This is a genomic window from Variovorax sp. RTB1 (assembly GCF_035018765.1).
In the GTDB taxonomy this organism is placed as follows: Bacteria; Pseudomonadota; Gammaproteobacteria; order Burkholderiales; family Burkholderiaceae_C; genus Variovorax.
Genome location: NZ_JASJXG010000003.1, coordinates 251,754 through 266,030, shown reverse-complemented (window position 1 = coordinate 266,030; position 14,277 = coordinate 251,754). Strand labels below are relative to the sequence as shown.

Annotated in this window: 15 protein-coding genes; 5 read left to right on the top strand and 10 right to left on the bottom strand. The window is 64.4% G+C overall.

From position 1 onward, the window contains the following. Positions 1-110 precede the first annotated feature (110 nt). The 4 genes from QN397_RS03850 to QN397_RS03835 form a co-directional block, all read right to left on the bottom strand. Complete coding sequence (locus QN397_RS03850) at positions 111-560, bottom strand: MarR family winged helix-turn-helix transcriptional regulator (protein ID WP_323500150.1); 450 nt, start codon at positions 558-560, stop codon at positions 111-113. A gap of 115 nt (positions 561-675) precedes the next feature. After that, positions 676-2,007, bottom strand: coding sequence for a serine hydrolase (locus QN397_RS03845; RefSeq protein WP_323500149.1), 1,332 nt, complete (start codon positions 2,005-2,007; stop codon positions 676-678). 14 nt (positions 2,008-2,021) lie between these two features. After that, positions 2,022-2,837, bottom strand: a complete 816-nt coding sequence (locus QN397_RS03840) for a crotonase/enoyl-CoA hydratase family protein (protein ID WP_323500148.1) — start codon at positions 2,835-2,837, stop codon at positions 2,022-2,024. Positions 2,838-2,955: 118 nt separating this feature from the next. Further along, positions 2,956-3,804, bottom strand: coding sequence for a 3-hydroxybutyryl-CoA dehydrogenase (locus tag QN397_RS03835; RefSeq protein WP_323494997.1), 849 nt, complete (start codon positions 3,802-3,804; stop codon positions 2,956-2,958). A gap of 188 nt (positions 3,805-3,992) precedes the next feature. On the opposite strand from QN397_RS03835, the gene QN397_RS03830 reads away from it, so the two are divergent. The 3 genes from QN397_RS03830 to QN397_RS03820 are packed head-to-tail and all read left to right on the top strand — an operon-like array spanning position 3,993 to position 7,587. Then, positions 3,993-5,300 carry a transposase gene (locus tag QN397_RS03830; protein ID WP_323494996.1) on the top strand — a complete coding sequence of 436 codons (1,308 nt, stop codon included), beginning with the start codon at positions 3,993-3,995 and terminating at the stop codon, positions 5,298-5,300. A gap of 55 nt (positions 5,301-5,355) precedes the next feature. After that, positions 5,356-6,588: a formate-dependent phosphoribosylglycinamide formyltransferase gene (gene purT / locus QN397_RS03825; protein WP_323494995.1), complete on the top strand. Its 1,233-nt coding sequence runs from the start codon at positions 5,356-5,358 to the stop codon at positions 6,586-6,588. Positions 6,589-6,648: 60 nt separating this feature from the next. After that, positions 6,649-7,587 carry an alpha/beta hydrolase gene (locus tag QN397_RS03820; protein WP_323494994.1) on the top strand — a complete coding sequence of 313 codons (939 nt, stop codon included), beginning with the start codon at positions 6,649-6,651 and terminating at the stop codon, positions 7,585-7,587. Between the two features lie 115 nt (positions 7,588-7,702). On the opposite strand, the gene QN397_RS03815 is transcribed toward QN397_RS03820, so the two are convergent. From QN397_RS03815 to QN397_RS03805, 3 genes are all read right to left on the bottom strand, one after another. Continuing rightward, on the bottom strand, positions 7,703-8,134 hold the full coding sequence (locus QN397_RS03815) for an RNA-binding protein (RefSeq protein WP_323500147.1): 432 nt from the start codon (positions 8,132-8,134) through the stop codon (positions 7,703-7,705). A gap of 176 nt (positions 8,135-8,310) precedes the next feature. Next, positions 8,311-8,547: a DUF3820 family protein gene (locus QN397_RS03810; RefSeq protein ID WP_323494993.1), complete on the bottom strand. Its 237-nt coding sequence runs from the start codon at positions 8,545-8,547 to the stop codon at positions 8,311-8,313. 5 nt (positions 8,548-8,552) lie between these two features. Continuing rightward, complete coding sequence (locus QN397_RS03805; protein WP_323494992.1) at positions 8,553-8,936, bottom strand: translation initiation factor Sui1; 384 nt, start codon at positions 8,934-8,936, stop codon at positions 8,553-8,555. A gap of 50 nt (positions 8,937-8,986) precedes the next feature. On the opposite strand from QN397_RS03805, the gene QN397_RS03800 reads away from it, so the two are divergent. Beyond that, on the top strand, positions 8,987-10,279 hold the full coding sequence (locus QN397_RS03800; protein WP_323494991.1) for a DEAD/DEAH box helicase: 1,293 nt from the start codon (positions 8,987-8,989) through the stop codon (positions 10,277-10,279). A 131-nt stretch (positions 10,280-10,410) separates the two neighbouring features. On the opposite strand, the gene QN397_RS03795 is transcribed toward QN397_RS03800, so the two are convergent. Beyond that, the gene (locus QN397_RS03795; RefSeq protein ID WP_187054206.1) at positions 10,411-11,853 is read right to left on the bottom strand and encodes an NAD-dependent succinate-semialdehyde dehydrogenase; all 1,443 of its coding nucleotides are present in this window, start codon (positions 11,851-11,853) and stop codon (positions 10,411-10,413) included. A 259-nt stretch (positions 11,854-12,112) separates the two neighbouring features. On the opposite strand from QN397_RS03795, the gene QN397_RS03790 reads away from it, so the two are divergent. Next, positions 12,113-12,430 (top strand): hypothetical protein, encoded by a 318-nt coding sequence (locus tag QN397_RS03790; protein WP_187054207.1) that lies wholly within the window; start codon positions 12,113-12,115, stop codon positions 12,428-12,430. Positions 12,431-12,491: 61 nt separating this feature from the next. Here QN397_RS03790 and QN397_RS03785 read toward each other — a convergent pair whose 3' ends face one another. Both QN397_RS03785 and QN397_RS03780 read right to left on the bottom strand, forming a co-directional pair. Continuing rightward, a complete protein-coding gene (locus QN397_RS03785) occupies positions 12,492-13,331 on the bottom strand; it encodes an ABC transporter permease (RefSeq protein ID WP_323500146.1) in 840 nt (279 codons plus the stop codon). A 2-nt stretch (positions 13,332-13,333) separates the two neighbouring features. Further along, positions 13,334-14,272: an ATP-binding cassette domain-containing protein gene (locus QN397_RS03780; RefSeq protein ID WP_323494989.1), complete on the bottom strand. Its 939-nt coding sequence runs from the start codon at positions 14,270-14,272 to the stop codon at positions 13,334-13,336. Between the last annotated feature and the right edge of the window lie 5 nt (positions 14,273-14,277).

The window sequence follows — 14,277 nt, the reverse complement described above, 5'->3', positions numbered from 1 at the left end:
GACCGTATGGGCTTCAGCCGTGTAGAGCACTTTGTCGAGTTTGGTGGTCATGTGATTTCCTTGGGTTGGGGTTGGGGTGGAAAAAGGGGTGAGGGGAAAACAAAGAAATCTCAAGCGGCCTTGATGCGGTCGCGCAGCGTTTGCAATTGCTGCGTGAGCGCGACCAGTTCGGATACAGAGCACTGCGTCGCGGCCATCAGGCAGCCCGGCACCGCGGCGGCGCGTGCCTTGAGCTTGCGACCGGAGGCAGTGAGGGTGACGCGCACGCGGCGCTCGTCGGCCACGTCGCGCACACGCGCCACATAGCCGCTGGCTTCGAGCCGTTTAAGCAGCGGCGTCAGCGTGCCGGAGTCGAGCGACACACGCTCGCCCAGCGCCGACACCATGACGCCGTCCTGCTCCCACAGGGCGAGCATGACGATGTATTGCGGGTAGGTGAGAGTGAGCTTTTCGAGCAGGGGCTTGTAGAGCCGCGTCATCGCCAGAGACGCCGAATACACCGCGAAGCACAGCTGGTTGTCCAGATGTTGCATGTCGACGGTGGCAGGTTTGGAACGCATGAATAGAACTATATCGAACAATTAAATTGTGTGCAATCTAGTTGTGGCGTCGTTAATTGAAAGAATTTGAAACCGGTTGAATTTTCGAAGCGCCCGCAGCGCCTGAAAAGACTGTTTATCGGGTCGTCATCAACGCGTTGGCGACAGCATGGAACGCGGGCAGCGTCAGAGGGTCGTTGCCCGCGTTGGCAGCAATGGGGTGCGCTGCGTAGCGCACGATCACCATCTCGGCCTTCGGGTCGACGTAGATGCTCTGGCCGTGGATGCCGCGCGCCATGTAGGCGCCGTGGTCGTTGTTCGTCGACCACCACATGTCGCGGTACGACCAGCCCGGCAGCAAGGCGTAGCCAGCCTTGGCAAACTTCGCCTTGTCACCACCGCCCGTAATCTCGGCGATGGCCGACTGCGGAACGACTTGCTGGCCGTTGGCGCGACCGCCGTTGCGCATGGTTTCGCCGAAGCGCGCCAGGTCGCGCAGCGTGGTGTTCAGGCCGCCGCCGCCCGACTCGGTGCCGATGCGGTCGACCATGAAGTAGGCGTCTTGCTCGGCCCCGATGCGGCGCCAGATCTTCTCGGAGAGAAGGTCGGCCAGCGACTGGCCGGAAGCGCGCCGTAATACCCACGCGAGCACTTCGGCGTTCACCGTCTTGTAGGCGAAGCCTTCGTCGTGCGAGCCTTCTTTTTGCAGAGTTTTCAGGAAGTCGTAGAAGCTCCTGGGGCCGGCGTAGCCGGTGCCCTGAACCATCATGCCGCCGGCACGTGCGTAGTCGAAAACCTCGGCTTTCGGGTCGGCGTAGTTCTCCGAGTACTTCACGCCGACGGTCATGCCCATGACCTGGCGCACGGTCGCGTCGCCGTACGCCGTGTCTTTCATTTCCGGCAAATACTTCGTCACCGGCGCAGCCGGATCGAGCTTGCCCTCGGCCACCAGGATGGCGGCCAGCGTGCCGACGAACGACTTGGTCACCGACATGGCCAGGTGCGGCCGCTCGGGCGTGAGCGCACCGAAATACTTTTCGTAGACGACTTCGCCTTTATGCAGCACAAGGATGCCGTCGGTGTAGGTGCGAGGCAGCATCTGGCCGAAGGTCATCGGCTCGCCGCCCAGCGCGGTGAAGGCGATGCCGTCGAGGTCGCGTGGCGCTGCGGGCAACGGGCTGGGCGCACCGTTGCCGCGCCAGACGTTGGCAGTCGGCACCGACTCGCGCACATGCGAAAAGCTCCAGCGGTTGCGCGGAAAAGCACCCCCTCGAGGGTCGTCGAAGGTGATGAGCTTGTCGGGCGCGGGCGGAAATCCCTGCATCCAGCCGAGCGCGCCGACCGACGTGGCCGCCGGATCGGGGAGTAGTGCTGGCGCAGGTTGGGCGGTGGCTTCAATCACGATAAAAATCCCGGACAGGGCAGCGAGCGTGAGGGCGGCGAGCCCGGAGCGACGAGGAATGAACATGAAGCGTCTCCGTTTCAGCGTCCGCTGAAGCGCGACGGCCGCCGCTCGACGAACGAGCGCACGCCTTCCGCGGCGTCTTCGCTGTTCGACAGCCGCTTCTGCGTCTCAATGAATTCGGCGACCGCAGCCGCCGGACCTTCTTCGACCGCTTTCAGAATGTTGAGACGCGTGGCGACCACGGCGAGCGGTGCCTGCGCTGCAATGCGTTGCGCAATCACCAGCGCTTCGTCGAGCTCCTGGCCTGCAGGCACCACCTTCTGCACGAAGTTGAGGCGATAAGCCTCTGCACTGCCGAACTCGTCGGCGGTGAGCAGATGCAGCATCGCGTTGCCCAGGCCGGCCCGCTCGGCCATCCGCAGCGTGGCGCCGCCGGTCGCCATGATCCCGCGCTGCACTTCGAGCTGTGAGAAGCGGCAGTTATCGGCCGCGACCACGATGTCGGCGCCGAGCATCAGCTCGATGCCCACCGTGAAGCAAATGCCCTTGACCGCCACCACCATCGGCTTGGTACGCCGCCGGTAGCCCGGCAGGCCGAAGTCGTGCGGCTCGACCAGGCCTTCCGGCACCGCCTTCTCGCCGCGCTTCATGTACTCGGTGATGAGCGGCAGATCGAGCCCGGCGGTGAAGTGATCGCCGAAGGCATGCAGCACGCCGACGCGCAAGGCAGGGTCGTCGTCGAGCCGCGTGTAGGCCTCGGCCAATTGCCGAAACATGGGCGGCGTCCAGCCGTTGCGCTTGGCCGGCCGGTTGATGCCGATCAGCAAGACATGGTCGATGACCTGCGTGTCGATGCAGCCTTCTACGGGCGGCGTTGTGGCAACAATGTTCATGGCGGTTGTCTCTTTGAATTATTGGTGAACACCGCGGAACCGGCTTCGCCGGGCCGCTGGTGTTGCCCCCTTGCAAGGGGGTGGCGGAAGCGACACGAAGTGCGCGACGACTCGGGGGTTAGTAGGTGTACACGCCGCGTTTTGTTTTTCTACCGAGCTGTCCCGCAGCGACCATTTCCTTCAGCAGAGGGCAAGGCCGGTACTTGGAGTCGCCGAATTGCGCGAGGTACACCTCCATCACCGCCAGGCACACGTCGAGCCCGATCATGTCGGCCAGCGCCAGTGGCCCGATCGGCTGGTTGCAGCCCAGCTTCATGCCGGCGTCGATGTCTTCGGCCTTCGCGAGTCCTTCTGACAGCACGAAAAAAGCTTCGTTGATCATCGGCACCAGGATGCGGTTGACCACGAAACCGGGTGCGTTTTTGACGGTGATCGGTGACTTGCCCAACCTCACGGCGAGTGCCTTGACTGCGTCGTGCGTTTCGTCGCTGGTGAGGTAGCCGCGAATGATTTCGACCAGCGCCATCATCGGCACCGGGTTGAAGAAGTGCATGCCGATGAAGCGATCCGGGCGCGACGTGGCGGCCGCCAGCTGCGTGATCGAAATCGACGAGGTGTTCGACGCGATGATCACCTCGGGCGCGAGCAGTTCGTCGACCTGCTTCAGGATCTTGAACTTGAGCGCCTCGTTTTCGGTCGCGGCTTCGATTACCAGTTGCGCGCTCTTCAGTTCCGCGTAATCGCTCGAGCCTTTGATGAGCGCGAGCGCGACGTCTTTTTGCGCAGCCGTCAGCTTCTCTTTCTTGATGAGCCGGTCGAGGCTGCCCGCCACCGCCGCAATGCCCTTGTCGACCGCGGCTTGCGCGATGTCGACCATGACGACTTTCACGCCGGCCACAGCGCAGGCCTGCGCGATGCCGTTGCCCATGGTGCCGGCGCCGATGATGCCGACGGTCTGAATCGCCATTTGAAAACTCCTCGATGTGTTTGGAAAAAATGTCTGAAGGAAGCGCCCAGGAAGGGCGCGCCGATGGACCTTATTGTGAAACACGCGGTGATCAGGTTGTGAGCGACACTCACCGGGGTTCAGCCCGGGGTCTAGCGAATCAGGCGCGAAGCGCGTATCTTGGATCAAGACGTCCACGCGCTAAAGCTATGTCCCTCCCGAACGCCATCGAACAACCCGAGCCGCACATGCGGGCGTGGAAGTTCGTGCTGCGTGCGACCTCCGCGCAGGAGGCGCTGCTGCGTCGGTTCAGCGGGCAGGCCCGCTGGGTCTGGAATCACGCGCTGGCCGAGCATCAGGCAAGGGATGTGCGTAAGGAGCCGCACGCAAATTACAACGCCATGGCCCTGTGGCTCACTGCGTGGCGCACAGCGCCTGAGACCGTGTGGCTTGCCCAGTCGCCTGTGCACGCGCAGCAGCAGGTGCTTAAAAGACTGGACGCCGCGTTCCAGCGCTACTTCGCCCCCGTTAAAGCCCGCAGGAAGCTGGGCTACCCCCGCTTTAAAAAATACGGGGACGATCCGGGGCTTCGCTTTCCCGTGGCCCCGCTGCTCGACCAAGCTAACGGGCGCCTCAAGCTTCCCAAATTAGGCTGGGTGCGGCTTCGCCAAAGCCAGGCGGTGGCCGGTGAGATCAGGAACGCGACCGTACGCCGCGACGCAGGCAAGTGGACCGTTGCGATCCAGACCCGCCACGCTGGCGTACTGCCGGCCGGCGGCCTGTCCCCATCGCTCGGCATTGATGTCGGCATAGCCACCTTTGCGGCGGACAGCAGTGGACGCATGGTCGAGCCGCTCAATGCGTTGAAGGCCCAGGCCGTCCGGCTGCGCCGGTACCAGCGCAGCGTGAGCCGGAAAGTGAAAGGCTCATGCAATCGCAAGAAGGCGGTGATCAAGCTGCGCGCCCTTCACAAGAAGATCGCCAACCAGCGCAGCGACTGGCTGCACAAGCTCACCACGGGCTTGGCCAGAGAACATGCGGTGATCGCGATCGAAGACCTGCGCGTCGCGAACATGAGCGCCAGCGCCAAGGGGGCGGTCGAGCACCCTGGCGCGAAAGTGCGCCAGAAGGCAGGGCTCAACAAAGCCATCCTCGACCAGGGCTGGTCTGAGTTCGCCCGGCAGCTCGCGTACAAGCTGGAGAGCAACGGCGGTGCGCTGGTGAAGGTCAGCCCCGCCTACACCTCCCAGACGTGTAGCTGTTGCGGGCACGTGGACAAGCTCAACAGAAAGACGCAAGCGTCCTTCGTCTGCGTGGTTTGCGGCCATGCAGAACATGCGGACACCAATGCCGCAAAAAACATTCTGGCCGCGGGACACGCGGTCTGGACAGCGATGTCCGATGCCTGTGGAGGGGACGGCTCTGGCCTTGTGCGTAAGCGCAAGGCTAGACCAGCCGCCGTGAAGCAGGAACTCACCGAGGCGATCGTGCCCGCTCAGCAGGCTGAGCATGCATGACGCAGTAGGAATCCTCGCCCTTCAGGGCGGGGAGGATGTCAATTAAAGTTGTCGCATGACCATCATCGGCACGCCTCTTTCTCCTTTTGCAACCCGCGTCATGCTGCTCGGCTCCGGCGAGCTCGGCAAGGAGGTGCTGATCGCCTTGCAGCGCCTCGGCGTCGAGACCATCGCGGTCGATCGCTATGCCGACGCACCGGGCCAGCAAGTCGCGCACCACGCGCGCACCATCACGATGAGCGACCCCGCGGCGCTCAAGGCGCTGATCGAGGCCGAGAAGCCCGACCTCGTCGTGCCCGAGATCGAGGCGATCGCCACGCACATGCTGCAGGAGCTCGAAGACGCTGGTGTGGTGCGCGTCATTCCTACCGCGCGCGCGGCTCGGCTCACGATGGACCGCGAAGGCATTCGTCGCCTCGCTGCGGAAACGCTCGGTGTGCCGACCAGCCCGTACAAGTTTTGCGATTCGCTCGCCGAGTTGCAGGCTGCCATCGATGGTCACGACAAAGACAAAGACAAGGGCGAAAAGGGCATCGGCTACCCCTGCATCGTCAAGCCGGTCATGAGCAGTTCCGGCAAGGGCCAGAGCAAGATCGACGGGCCGGCCGACGTGCAAAAAGCGTGGGAGTACGCCATGGCCGGCGGCCGTGTCAGTCACGGGCGAGTGATCGTCGAAGGCTTCATCGACTTCGACTACGAGATCACGCTGCTGACGGTGCGGGCCCGCGGCGCAGCAGGCGCCGTCGAGACGAAGTTCTGTGAACCGATCGGCCATGTGCAGGTAAGCGGCGATTACGTCGAAAGCTGGCAGCCGCACCCGATGGCGCCTGCGGCCTTGCTGAAGGCGCAGCAGATCGCCGAAGCCGTGACGTCCGACCTCGGCGGTCAGGGCCTGTTCGGCGTCGAGCTGTTCGTCAAGGGCGACGAGGTCTGGTTCAGCGAAGTGAGCCCGCGACCGCACGACACCGGCATGGTGACGATGGCGACGCAGTGGCAAAACGAGTTCGAGCTGCACGCACGCGCCATCCTCGGATTGCCGGTCGACACCACGCTGAAAAGCGCGGGCGCCAGCGCGGTGATCTACGGCGGTGTCGACGCCACCGGCATCGTGTTCGACGGCATTGCCGATGCGCTGCAAGTGCCGGGGTCGGACATCCGTCTCTTCGGCAAGCCCGAGAGCTTCGTCAAGCGGCGCATGGGCGTGGCGCTGGTGCATGCGGCCGATGTGGACACGGCGCGGTCGCGGGCGAAAGATGCGGCTTCGCGGGTGAAGCCGCGCAAGGCCTGATGCAGAGGCCTCAAAGAGGCGATTCAAATAGCGATCAAAAAACCAACCGGAGACATTCGAATGTTGCACCCCCAAGCCCGCGCACTGATGGACCTGATGGCCGAGCGCGGCGTGCCACCGACCCATACGCTGTCACCCGCCGAGGCGCGCGCTTTCTACCGTGAGCGGCGCACCTTTACGCAGCCTGAACCGCCGCAAGTCGCGGCAGTGCGCGAGCTGACGGCTACTACGCCACAGGGCGACATCCCGCTTCGTCTGTATCGGCCGCTGGGTTCTGACGCCACAACGGTGTTGCCGGTGCTGGTTTATTACCACGGCGGGGGCTGGGTCATTGGCGACCTCGACACGCACGACACGCTGTGCCGCGAGCTGGCAAACGCGGCCGGTTGTGCGGTCGTCGCTGTCGACTACCGCATGGGGCCGGAGCATCGCTTTCCGGCTGCAGTCGACGATGTATTGGCTGCCACCCGCTGGGTGCGCGAGCAGGCTGGTGCGTTGAGGCTCGATCCCGGCCGTCTCGCAGTGGGCGGCGACAGTGCCGGCGGCAATCTGGCCGCTGTGGTCGCGCTGGCGGCCCGTGATGCCGGCGATCTGCCGATCGCGTTCCAGTTGCTGATCTACCCAGCCACCGACATGCGCCGCGGGCATCCTTCGCACACGACCAACGGAGACGGCTATGTGCTGACACGCGACACGCTCGCTTACTTTCACGACCACTACATCGCTGACCCCGCGCACGATCTCGATTGGCGCGCATCGCCATTGCTGCACACCGATCTGGCAGGATTGCCGCCGGCACTGGTAATCACGGCTGGCTACGACCCATTGCGGGATGAAGGCCTGGACTACGCCCGCGCACTGACCGAGGCCGGCAACCGAGCGACCTGCGTCTGCTTCGAGCGGCAGATTCACGGCTTCATCACGATGGGCCGCGTGCTCGACGAGGCGAACACGGCGGTGGCTTTGTGTGCGGCCGAACTTCGGCGCGTATTGGGTTAACCGCGCGGGCTAACCGCGGGCAGGCCCGGCGCGCTGGCCCACATCGCGCCAGACGCAAAAAAGGCTCCCGAGGGAGCCTTTTTATCTATTGCGTGAGCAACCGAGCTGCTAGAGCTTAGTAACCGCCGCGGCTTCCGCCGCCGCCGCCACCACCGTAGCCGCCGCCGCCACCGCTGCGGCCACCGCCGCCGCCGCCACCACCGTAGCCGCCACCGCCGCCGCCGGCGCCGCCGCCGTATCCACCGCCGCCGCCGCTACGGCCGCCACCACCACCGAAACCGCCGCCAGCTGGGCGCGGTTCCATCGGACGGGCTTCGTTCACGGTCAGGGCGCGACCGTCGAGCGAATGGCCATTCATGCCTTCGATGGCTGCCAACGCTTCAGCGTCAGTACCCATTTCGACAAAGCCGAAGCCCTTCGAGCGGCCGGTGTCACGTTCCATCATGACCTTGGCAGATGCGACCGAACCGTACTGGCCGAAGGCCTGCTCGAGGTCGTTGTCACGGATGTTGTAGGACAGATTGCCTACGTAAAGTTTCTTGCCCATGGAGGGACTCCTAATTCAGACCAACAAAACAAAGCGATGGAGTCCCAGAATCACAACAAACAAATGCGCTGTGGCGCGAAACTGACCGATCACCGGATCACGTGCTCACAAAGATAAATTGCTGGCACGTCTGACTATTATCCGCCTGATTTGCAGTTTGGGTACGAAATCGTGTTTTATTGATCGATCCGGCGTGGCGCCGAGCGATTTCGCAACGGTTTGAGCAGGTCCGAAAGCCCGTTATGGTCGATTTCATGCATCAGCGCGAGCAGGCGGCCAATTTCTCCCGAGGGAAAACCCTCGCGCGCGAACCATGTGAGGTAGTTGCCGGGCAAATCGGCGATCAGTTTGCCCTTATGTTTGCCAAATGGCATTTCCAGCGTGACGAGGCGTTCCAGGTCTTCGGGCTTCATGTGCTTCAGCCGCCGCTGCGTTTCACGCTGCGGCCTTGCTTCACCAGCGCCGTGGTCACGACATCGCGATGATCGCCCTGGATTTCGATGACGCCGTCCTTCACCGTACCGCCGGAGCCGCAGGATGCCTTGAGTTGTTTTGCCAGCAATGCCATCGCATCGGCATCGAGCCCAAGGCCTTTGATCAGCGTCACGCCCTTGCCTTTGCGGCCCTTGGTCTCGTGCGATAGACGCACAATGCCGTCGGTGGGCGGCGCGGGCGCCCTGACTTGGCCGCAGCACACGCACGAAGCGACCGGCTGACGGCAATCGGGGCAGATGCGCCCAGCGTCGGTGGAATAGACCAGCCGGCTGGAGGATGCTCCGGGCGTGACGGTGCGCTTGATCATTTCGACGATTTTATTTGTGACGTTTATATTTTTATCAGCACGCTGACCTCATGCCATTTTCTTCACTGGGCTTGATTCCCGCTCTCTTGCGCGCCGCGACCGAGTCGGGCTACGCCACGCCGACCCCGATCCAGTCGGCTGCGATCCCGCCGATTTTGCAGGGCCGCGACGTGCTCGGTTCGGCCCAAACCGGCTCGGGCAAGACGGCCGCATTTTCCTTGCCGATGCTGCAACGCCTGGCAGCCGGACAGCCTCACACGCCGCGCCGTGTCCGTGCGCTGGTACTTGTGCCCACGCGGGAGCTCGCGGCCCAGGTCGGCGAGGCGCTGCGCAGCCTGGCGCAGCATCTGCCCGAGCCGCTGCGCATTGCCATCGCCTTTGGCGGCGTCTCGATCAATCCGCAAATGATGGGCTTGCGCGGCGGCGCCGACATCATGGTCGCGACGCCGGGGCGGCTGCTCGACCTGGTGGCGCACAACGCGTTGAAGCTGGCGTCGGTCGAGACGCTGGTGCTCGACGAAGCCGACCGTCTGTTCGATCTCGGCTTTGCCGAAGAGCTCGGGCGCATCCTGGCGATGCTGCCTGCCGAGCGGCAGAACCTGCTGTTTTCGGCGACTTTTCCCGCCGCGATCCAGGGCCTGGCCGACAGCCTGCTTCGCGACCCGGTGCGCGTCGAAGTGCAAGGCGCGCCCGGCACCGAGCCGGCCATCGTGCAGCGTGCGATCGAGGTCGACGCCAACCGCCGCACCCAGTTGCTGCGACACCTTATCAAGGAGAGCAAGTGGGAGCGCGTGCTGGTGTTCGTCGCGACGCAGCACGCCGCGCAAACGGTGGCCGAAAAGCTCTACAAGAACCACATCTACGCCGTGCCGTTTCACGGCGACATCGCCCAAGGCACGCGTACCGACATCCTGGCGCAGTTCAAGGACAGCCGCTGGGACGTGGTGGTCGCCACCGATCTGGCTGCGCGCGGCCTCGACATCGCCGACTTGCCCGTCGTGATCAATTACGACCTGCCGCGCTCACCGGTCGACTACACGCACCGCATCGGGCGCACCGGCCGCGCAGGGGAAACCGGGGTCGCGATCAGCTTCGTCACGGCGGAGAGCGCGGCGCATTTCAGCTTGATCGAAAAACGGCAAGGCTTGAGCTTGCCGCGAGAGCGCATCGAGGGCTTCGAGCCGACCGAAGCAGCGGTCGCGGTCTTGGAGGCAGTGGCCATCGCTGCGCCAACGTCGAGCACGGGCGGCATCAAGGGCAAGCGGCCGAGCAAGAAGGACAAGCTGCGCGCCGCGGCAGCGCAGGCAGCGGGCGCTCCCGTCGTCGACGCACCGCAAGACTGACGGGCACGCCAGGCAGGCGGCTAAAAAAAAGGCATGGGCGCAGTGCCCATGCCTTTCCTGATTTGCAGACCATCACGGTCTGCCGCAGTGCATGCCGCGGGGCGGCACCTACTGCGCGGTCTCGTTCGGTATCAAACGCCGAGGATCGATACCGACTTCGTCACCAGGTACGACTCCAGCGCCTCCGGGCCGCCTTCCGAGCCGTAGCCCGAATCCTTGACGCCACCGAAAGGCATCTCGGCCGATGGCATGGCAGGCTGGTTGATCCACAGCATGCCGAGTTCGAGCCGCTGGCCGAGGATGTGCGCCGTCTTGATCGACTTGGTGAAGGCATAGCCAGCCAAACCGAAGGGCAGGCGGTTGGCTTCGGTGATGGCTTCTTCGAGCGTGTCGAAACCGCGGACCGCTGCGACCGGGCCAAAAGGCTCGTTGTTGAACACGTCGGCGTCGAGCGACACGTTGGTGATGACGGTCGGTGCATAGAAGTTGCCTTCGCCGCTGATGCGTTCACCGCCGGTGGCGATGGTGGCGCCCTTGGCGCGCGCATCGTCCATCACCTTGGCCATGGCCGTGATGCGGCGTGCGTTGGCGAGTGGGCCGAGGGTGGTGCCGGCGGTCAGGCCGTCACCGAGCTTCAGGCTTTCAGCGTGCTTGACCAGTGCCTTCGAGAACTCGTCGACCAGGCTGTTGTGCACCAGAAAGCGGGTCGGCGAAATGCAGACCTGGCCGGCATTGCGGAACTTGGCGGCACCCGCCGCCTTTACCGCGAGCGCGACATCCGCGTCTTCGGCAACGATCACCGGCGCGTGGCCGCCGAGTTCCATCGTCACGCGCTTCATGTGCGAGCCGGCGAGCGCGGCCAGTTGCTTGCCAACGGGCGTCGAGCCGGTGAAGGTGACCTTGCGGATGATCGGGCTGGCGATCAGGTAGCTGGAGATTTCAGCCGGGTCGCCGAACACCAGGCCTACGGTGCCGGGCGGGATGCCGGCATCGACGAAGCATTGCAGCAGCGCGGCAGGCGATGCCGGCGTTTCTTCCGGCGCCTTCACCAGGAACGAGCAACCGGTGGCCAGAGCCGCGCCGAGCTTGCGCACGATCTGGTTGATCGGGAAGTTCCACGGCGTGAAAGCGGCGACCGGACCGACCGGCTCCTTGAGCACGAGCTGTTGCGCGGCCAGGTTGCGCGACGGCACGATGCGGCCGTACACGCGGCGACCTTCGTCGGCGAACCATTCGATGATTTCGGCACCAGCCATCACCTCACCGCGGGCTTCGATCAGCGGCTTGCCTTGCTCTTGCGTGAGCAGGCGCGCGATGGCGTCGGCGCGCTCGCGCAGCAGGCCGGCGGCCTTGCGCATGACGTTGGCGCGCTCGGGAGCCGACGTGTTCTTCCACGCATCGAAGCCGCGCTGGGCAGACGCAAGCGCCTGGTCGAGGTCGGCGATGCCGGCGTGCGCGACCTTGCCGATCGGCTTGCCGGTGGCCGGGTTGATCACGTCGATGGTCTTGCCACTCTTGGCGTCGGTCCATTCGCCATTGATGAGCAGTCGGGTGTCGGTATAGCTGGTTGTCATGAAGGTGCCTTTTCCTGAGGAGGAGTGAGGGTGGGATGAAAGTGGCCGCGCTGAATCTGAAGTTGGCCAAAGCGACGCCAGGCCAAGCGGAGCGACAGCAGCAAGGGCAACAACTTTACCAACGACCGGCGACCGCCTCGTGCGTGGGGTCGCAGCGGGACGGCATCGAGGTTCGGGCGCTCCTCCTACGCGCGGCCGAATGGACGCACTTTCTTTTTGGCTAGAGTGTCGGAAGACACGCAGAAAAAAGGAGCGCACCGTGGCAGACACCGACGACAACTTCGACCCGACAGCCAAGTTGGTTTTCGACCTCAACCTCGCTCTTTACCTCGACCTGGTGGCGGTGCTTGAAAAGGCCGGCGTGGTCACGTACCGGCAGATGGCGGCACGCGTCTTGAATATCAGCATCGACGCGCGCGACGATGGCGATGTGCCGTTGTCCACCGCGCTGGAAGGCATCGCCAAAGGCTTTGCCGGTCAACGCGATGGCTTGTCGATCGGCCTGCTCAAGGCAGCGGGCGATCTGCGCAATGACGAGGCTCTCGGCGACATCCCCCGGCTGCCGGACGACATCTGACACCGACCCGGCCGTCCTTGGCCGATGGGCCGCTCTCGGCTGTCCTGCCGACGTCGCGCGCTCAGCCTCGAAACCGTTTGCGCGTCAGCCCCAGCGCGATCCAGAACGCTGCCACGGCATACACCGCCAGCACCACCGCGTGGCGTACCCAGTCGGCTGGCCACTGGTCCATGAAGAGCGGCCGTACCAACGCTACCGCGTTGGCCAGCGGCAACCAGGCCGCGATGACGCGCACCACCCCAGGCAATTGCTCCAGCGGAAAAAACACGCCGCTCAGGAACATCATCGGCGTCATGAAGAGCGTGAAGTAATAGGTGAAGAAGTCGTAGCCCTTCGCCAGCGCATTGAAGACCAGCGCGATGCTCGAAAACGTGATGCCCGAGGCGATGAGCACCAGCCACGCGACGATGAGCTTGGGGCTGTGGCTGATGCCCAGCGCCAGCATCACCAAGAGGATGGCGGTGACCGTGAAGATCGACTTGAACGCGGCCCACAGCATCTCGGCCAGCACGATGTCGTCGAGCCCGACGGGCGCGTTCATGATGCCGTCCCACGTCTTTTGCACATGCATGCGCGAGAAGGCCGAGTAGAGCGCCTCGAAGCTCGCCGCGTTCATGGCGCTCATGCAGATCGAGCCGCTCGCCAGGAACAGGATGTACGGTACCTTGACGCCATCGACCGCGACCTGGCCGACCAGCGCGCCCATGCCGTAGCCGAAGGCGACGAGCCAGATCAACGGCTCGGCGATGTTGCCGATGAGGCTCGGGATCGCCAGCTTGCGCCACACCAGCAGGTTGCGCAGGAACACCGGCCACCAGCGCATCGAGAGTGCCGGCGGCCGCCAGATCGATGGGGCCGCGGAGTTCGCCGCTATGGTGCTCTTTGCAATGGTCGTGGTCATGCCTAGCCGTCCTCGCGAATCTGGCGGCCGGTGAGCTTGAGGAACAAGTCTTCGAGGTTGGCCGGCCGGTGAAAGGTGCGCAGCCCGCTTTGCCGGGCGCTCAGCGCCGCCAGCAACGCACGCGCATCCTGCGTGTAGAAAAAAACCGTCTCGCCACTGACCTCGACGCGCGCGGCTATCGCCTTCAGTTCGGGCACCTCGGCCAGTGCGACGGCGCCGTTGCCGTACACCTCGACGACGTCGGGTTCCAGATGTTCGGCGATGAGATCGCGCGGCTTGCCTTCGGCGATCTTGCGGCCATGGTCGAGCACCAAAAGGCGCGAACACAGGCGCTCGGCTTCGTCCATGAAGTGCGTCGTCAGCAAGATCGATTTGCCTTGTTGCAGCAGCACCTGCAAGCGCTCCCACATCAGGTGGCGTGCTTGCGGGTCGAGCCCGGTCGTGGGCTCGTCGAGCAGCAGCAGCTTGGGATCGTTGACCAGCGCACGCGCCAGCGACAACCGCCGGCGCATGCCGCCGGAGAGTTCACCTGGCTTGGCATCGGCCTTGTGCGAGAGCGCCGCAAACTCGAGCAGCTTGGGCACACGCGGCAAGATCTCGCGCTTGCTGAAGCCGAAGTAGCGGCCGTAAACGACCAGGTTTTCGGCGCAGCTGAAATCAGGGTCGAGCGTGTCGAACTGGGTGACCACGCCGAGCTGCGCCTTGATGGCCAGCGCGTCGCGCGGCATCGACAGCCCGAGCGCCTCGATGGTTCCGCTGTCGGGGACCGTGAGGCCGAGGCACATGCGGATGGTGGTGGTCTTGCCGGCGCCGTTCGGCCCGATCACGCCCAGGCATTCGCCGGGCGCGATGTCGAAAGAGAGATCGTCGACGACCGTGTTGCTGCCGTAGCGCTTGCTGAGGTTGCGGGCTTTGAAGAGAGAGTGGGTGGAGGCTGTCACCGACC

Excerpts from the sequence above, each read along its gene's own strand:
- QN397_RS03850 (WP_323500150.1), bottom strand. The coding sequence starts at position 560 with ATGCGTTCCAAACCTGCCACCGTCGACATGCAACATCTGGACAACCAG.
- QN397_RS03845 (WP_323500149.1), bottom strand. The coding sequence starts at position 2,007 with ATGTTCATTCCTCGTCGCTCCGGGCTCGCCGCCCTCACGCTCGCTGCC.
- QN397_RS03840 (WP_323500148.1), bottom strand. The coding sequence starts at position 2,837 with ATGAACATTGTTGCCACAACGCCGCCCGTAGAAGGCTGCATCGACACG.
- QN397_RS03835 (WP_323494997.1), bottom strand. The coding sequence starts at position 3,804 with ATGGCGATTCAGACCGTCGGCATCATCGGCGCCGGCACCATGGGCAAC.
- QN397_RS03830 (WP_323494996.1), top strand. The coding sequence starts at position 3,993 with ATGTCCCTCCCGAACGCCATCGAACAACCCGAGCCGCACATGCGGGCG.
- purT (WP_323494995.1), top strand. The coding sequence starts at position 5,356 with ATGACCATCATCGGCACGCCTCTTTCTCCTTTTGCAACCCGCGTCATG.
- QN397_RS03820 (WP_323494994.1), top strand. The coding sequence starts at position 6,649 with ATGTTGCACCCCCAAGCCCGCGCACTGATGGACCTGATGGCCGAGCGC.
- QN397_RS03815 (WP_323500147.1), bottom strand. The coding sequence starts at position 8,134 with ATGGGCAAGAAACTTTACGTAGGCAATCTGTCCTACAACATCCGTGAC.
- QN397_RS03810 (WP_323494993.1), bottom strand. The coding sequence starts at position 8,547 with ATGAAGCCCGAAGACCTGGAACGCCTCGTCACGCTGGAAATGCCATTT.
- QN397_RS03805 (WP_323494992.1), bottom strand. The coding sequence starts at position 8,936 with ATGATCAAGCGCACCGTCACGCCCGGAGCATCCTCCAGCCGGCTGGTC.
- QN397_RS03800 (WP_323494991.1), top strand. The coding sequence starts at position 8,987 with ATGCCATTTTCTTCACTGGGCTTGATTCCCGCTCTCTTGCGCGCCGCG.
- QN397_RS03795 (WP_187054206.1), bottom strand. The coding sequence starts at position 11,853 with ATGACAACCAGCTATACCGACACCCGACTGCTCATCAATGGCGAATGG.
- QN397_RS03785 (WP_323500146.1), bottom strand. The coding sequence starts at position 13,331 with ATGACCACGACCATTGCAAAGAGCACCATAGCGGCGAACTCCGCGGCC.